Here is a 4,108-nt window from a genome sequence, read left to right as displayed (position 1 = left end):
GTTCCGATATGCCCTCCATCGGATCCGATCACGCGCTGGCCTTCCTTGATTTGCTCCACGAACATCATCGCTAGCTCTCCTTCCGAATACCACGGTCGGCAACGGGCAGTCTGGCACCGAGGTTCCAATTGGCTGATGTGGCCATGATTCACATGGCCAGCAGGCCACGGCACCGCGCATCGATTTCGCGCGCCTTGCAGGCGCCAGCCGGAGGCACAAGTCCGATATTTGCGAGCCTCAAGGAACGCTGGCGTTCGCCCAGAAGCGGAGCATCGGTCCCTCATCACCCAAAACTGGATCCTTGGGTGGAAAGCTCAATAGGGCGATCCTYTGTTTCATTGCAGGCGATGGTTCCTCGCGAACGATGTCTCCAGCCTGGCCGGGCGGATACGCACCGACAACGAGGAAATCATCGGACTGCCTGAGGCGCCGATGCCCAGTCCCTGCGGGCAGCAGCAAGACGTCGCCAGCTTCCACCCTGACCTCGCGGCCGCCCTCTCCCCCGAGCACGAGCTCGGCCGACCCSGCTGCTATGCCAAGAACCTCATGGCCCTGGGCGTGGTARTGGTCGAACTCGTAAATCCCATCTCGCCACTGAGGCGGCCATCCGTTTTCTTGGAAAAGCTTCTCCATGAACGTGGTGAGATCAATGGTCGCCGCAGGATCGAACGCCCTTTCATAGATCAAGGCTGGCAACCTGGGATTGTTGGGAACGAAGCCCCGCGGCTCGAAATGCAAGGCGGTTACTGTCACCCGGGTCATGGTAGCCTCTCCAGAGAAGCTTCCTGAACTCCGGCGCACCATTGGACGTTCCCGCGTCGCGAGCCCGAATTGGGGAAAGCCGCGGATACCAGGATCACGCCCCACCGTCTGTCGACCGTGAGGAAACGCGTTTTGGGCGGTTGGCTTTGGAAAGAGCCAGAAGGGTATCGCGCCAATATGGCCCTAACGGCGAAATGTCTCCCCGTGCGAATGTCGGCGCTTGTTGCCGAGCTCTTACTGGAACGAGCGCGGGACCGCAGCGTTCAGTCTCCACTCAGTCAAAGAGTCAAGGAGACATCCGTGGAGAACGAGCACAACCCCGCAGTCGAGAGCCTTCGCCGGGAACAAAAGACGCAACGTAGGGAAGAGCGAGAACTGACACCCGATCAGAAGCTGGACAGGGCGCTCAAGGATACTTTTCCGGCAAGTGACCCTGTTGCCGAGCAGGTTCCGATCACGCCGGGTGCGGCGGAGGAAACGAAATGATCCGGGCTGCATTTTCCAGTCTGGCTGGAGCCTGGATTGCTCGGAACGTCGAGCGAGGCGAAATCCCCGAGAGATTTGCTGTTCCCTTGACGCTGCTGGCGACCAGGCTGCCCACGCCGGTCATGCTTGCCGGGGCGGTGGGCTATGGCTTGTATCGGCTTAATCTGGAAGCCCGGGCTTTACGCGCAAGGGATATCTCACCGAAGCCTGGCACAAAGAGTGCGGCGCGCGGCGCGACGTCTCGGCCCCGCCGAAATGGCAGAACGTCACGCAAGCCTATCGGAAGACAGGCTGCGGATGTTTAAGCCGCAGATCTCGATGCTTGCATTCGAGGCGCAGCAGGTCGTGTGGCTGCGCGGGATTGAACTCGCAAGGGGTGGTCCAGCCGCGAAACGAGAGGCTGCTCGGATGGTCAACGAAAAAGCCGCGGCAAGCCGGCAGGCCGTTTTGAAGGCCGCATCAGGTACGGCACCGAAGGCATTGTTCGTGGGTATCAGCGCAAGGTCCGGGCAAACGCTCGTCGCCTGTCTCGATAGGCGACTGTGATGAAGTGGATCGCGGTTGCTGGCACATGCGCGGCGGTGTGCTCGACGATCAGTTTCGTGCCTCAGGCCTGGCGGATCGTCAGAACACGCGATACGCAGGCGATCTCTCCGGTGACCTACAGTTTCACCGTCACGGGCTTCGCTCTCTGGACCGTATATGGACTTGGTCTGGGTGAGTGGCCTCTCATTGTCACGAATAGCATCTGTTTTGTTCTTTCCGCTTTCATCTTGGTGATGACGCTTCTACCACGGGGAAAGAAGGATGCCGTGGCGGATCGAATCGATCCATCCTCCTAAGGTCAGGCATGCTACGCTATCTCCGCCATGAGCTGCCTCGGACATCACCCACTCGATACCGACCGGACCCTGCTCGCGGGCGACATGCCAGCCAAGGAACTCGTTGATAGGGTGCGGGATGATGAACGCTCATTCCCGGTCGTGAATAATGGACCTTGGTGGCGCGAATTCGATCGAAGGCTCAGGCGGGTCCATGTACCTGCGGTCGAGAGGCTTCCGTGGTTTCGTGGAGATTGCCAGGTGCTTCTTCAAATAGAATCTCGAGTTCCAGCGTCTTGAAAAAACCCATCGAGCGCCCGGGCCAGTTCGACGGGGGCCTCCTCCGCCATATGATGCCCGCTGGGAATGGAGGCTCCGCGAACGTCATTGGCCCATCTGCGCCATACCGCGACCACATCGCCATAGAGATGCACCAAGTCATCTCTCTCTGACCAGAGCGCCAGGACCGGGCAATCGAGCTTGCGGGCGTTGGCACGGTCGTCGCGATCATGGTCTGCGTCGATAGTCAAACCTGCCCGATAATCCTCGATCATCGTGTGGACCGTGATCGGATCAGAAATGGCTTCGAGGAAGTCTGCAAAATTTTCCTCGCCCATTTCTGCCGGCGAGCCGCCATACCAGGCTAGGGGGTCGGTCCCGATCGCGCGTTCCGGTTTCTCCGGCTGGGCATAGAAAAACCAGTGCCACCAGCGCCGGGCGAACTCCAAACGGCAGCGCTCCAGGGCCTCCAGGATCGGAACACCGTCCAAAACCGCCAGTCTACGAACCCGTGTGGGATGGTCCATCGCCATCCGAAACGCGACATACGAACCTCTGTCGTGTCCCGCGACACCGAAGGAGTCGTGCCCAAGCTGGTTCATCAGCTCGACCAGAGCTTGTGCCTTCGCCCTCTTGGATGAGTTTACATGGTCGGACCGATCGGCAGGCTTATATGAGCCGCCGAACCCGGGGAGGTCTGGGCAGATCACCGTATGGCGTTCCCGCAGGAGCGTGGCGACTCTGTGCCAAGTCGTATGCGTGCGGGGATGGCCGTGGAGAAGCAGAAGCGGTGGGCCGCTTCCGCCAACGCGAAACCGGATCGCTCCTCTCGTCAGCTCGATTGCCGCGAGCTTGAATCCTTCGAACATTCGCTGACCCTCCGCGTGAGGTAACAACGATTATTCCAGAGCGTTGTTCGGTCGCAGTTCCTTCGGGAACAGAACCCGGTCTTCCACCGTTCGAATGGTAGTCCGCGGCGTTGGAAGCCTCCTCGAGGACCATTCCCTTCAGAAAAACCCATTGTCCTTACATTCGTCGCGAAGGCGACTACGTTAGGCGCCCAGGCCCAGCCATCCACGACGTCGCCGATCCCGGCGCCGAAGGCGAAGGCCGGCAGATGCGCTCCCTCATCACGGCACGGCAAACCAGATCGCTTCGCTGGAAGGTCGCAACGCCGAAAGCGGATCTTYGAGCGTGGCGGATCTCCCAGAGCTTCGGGATCCACACCGACGAAATACAGCAGCCTCAGTTCGCGGGTTGCCGGTGTGCCACCCGCTACCGCCACTGTACCAGGACCTCGCTGGTGGTGGCGGCCTCGATTTGCTGGCTGAAGCGGGAAAGGTACAGTTCCATCAGTGCGTCGTGCGTTGCGTCAGATGAGCTGCACAAGGCGTCGGTGACCAGCACGACCCGCAAGCCTCGATCGACGGCCCCAAGCACGGTCGCGAGAACGCAGACATCGGTCTCGCCGCCGGTGACGATGACCGTATCGATTTCACGCTCCGCCATGAAGTGATCGAGGCGGCCTTCGCTCCAGGGTGAGTAAACTCTCTTGTCCAGCACATGCGCGGGCGGAACGAACCGCTCAAGAGAGGGCAGGAGGTGGACGGCTTCAACGCCGGCCCTTTCCAAGGTGACCTGCGGCCATCTCCGATAATAGCGCTGCCATGTGCCGCGCCCGTCACCCTCGCGCTCGGCCGGGATGAAGCGGGTGAAGAGAGTCCGTTCCGGGTGAGATCCGCATAATTCCTCGACCGCCG

At 60.6% G+C, this 4,108-nt stretch carries 6 protein-coding genes; 3 read left to right on the top strand and 3 right to left on the bottom strand.

Translation table 11 applies throughout. From position 1 onward, the window contains the following. Positions 1-237: 237 nt before the first annotated feature. Positions 238-762: a cupin domain-containing protein gene (locus tag AB4Y99_RS26215; RefSeq protein WP_038366161.1), complete on the bottom strand. Its 525-nt coding sequence runs from the start codon at positions 760-762 to the stop codon at positions 238-240. A gap of 300 nt (positions 763-1,062) precedes the next feature. On the opposite strand from AB4Y99_RS26215, the gene AB4Y99_RS26210 reads away from it, so the two are divergent. The 3 genes from AB4Y99_RS26210 (at position 1,063) to AB4Y99_RS26200 (ending at position 2,090) form a co-directional block, all read left to right on the top strand. Next, positions 1,063-1,248: a hypothetical protein gene (locus AB4Y99_RS26210; protein WP_142021083.1), complete on the top strand. Its 186-nt coding sequence runs from the start codon at positions 1,063-1,065 to the stop codon at positions 1,246-1,248. A gap of 297 nt (positions 1,249-1,545) precedes the next feature. Further along, on the top strand, positions 1,546-1,794 hold the full coding sequence (locus tag AB4Y99_RS26205; RefSeq protein WP_441525388.1) for a hypothetical protein: 249 nt from the start codon (positions 1,546-1,548) through the stop codon (positions 1,792-1,794). Continuing rightward, positions 1,794-2,090, top strand: coding sequence for a SemiSWEET family sugar transporter (locus tag AB4Y99_RS26200; protein WP_441525387.1), 297 nt, complete (start codon positions 1,794-1,796; stop codon positions 2,088-2,090). Before AB4Y99_RS26205 ends, AB4Y99_RS26200 begins: the two co-directional genes overlap by 1 nt. A 248-nt stretch (positions 2,091-2,338) precedes the next feature. Here the strand turns inward: AB4Y99_RS26200 and AB4Y99_RS26195 are convergent, their stop codons facing one another. Both AB4Y99_RS26195 and AB4Y99_RS26190 read right to left on the bottom strand, forming a co-directional pair. Then, positions 2,339-3,217, bottom strand: a complete 879-nt coding sequence (locus AB4Y99_RS26195; RefSeq protein ID WP_441525386.1) for an alpha/beta fold hydrolase — start codon at positions 3,215-3,217, stop codon at positions 2,339-2,341. Positions 3,218-3,623: 406 nt separating this feature from the next. Continuing rightward, the coding region (locus AB4Y99_RS26190; RefSeq protein ID WP_441525385.1) for a cysteine hydrolase family protein at positions 3,624-4,108 on the bottom strand (485 nt) is incomplete at its 5' end.

The organism is Allobosea sp. TAB14, from assembly GCF_052113865.1.
In the GTDB taxonomy this organism is placed as follows: Bacteria; Pseudomonadota; Alphaproteobacteria; order Rhizobiales; family Beijerinckiaceae; genus Allobosea; species Allobosea spartocytisi.
Note: the sequence above shows the minus strand (reverse complement) of the source record. Positions and strands in the feature narration are given on the sequence as shown.

Bases quoted from the DNA above. Each gene is read 5' to 3' on its own strand.
- AB4Y99_RS26205 (WP_441525388.1), top strand. From the start codon at position 1,546: ATGTTTAAGCCGCAGATCTCGATGCTTGCATTCGAGGCGCAGCAGGTC.
- AB4Y99_RS26200 (WP_441525387.1), top strand. From the start codon at position 1,794: ATGAAGTGGATCGCGGTTGCTGGCACATGCGCGGCGGTGTGCTCGACG.
- AB4Y99_RS26195 (WP_441525386.1), bottom strand. From the start codon at position 3,217: ATGTTCGAAGGATTCAAGCTCGCGGCAATCGAGCTGACGAGAGGAGCG.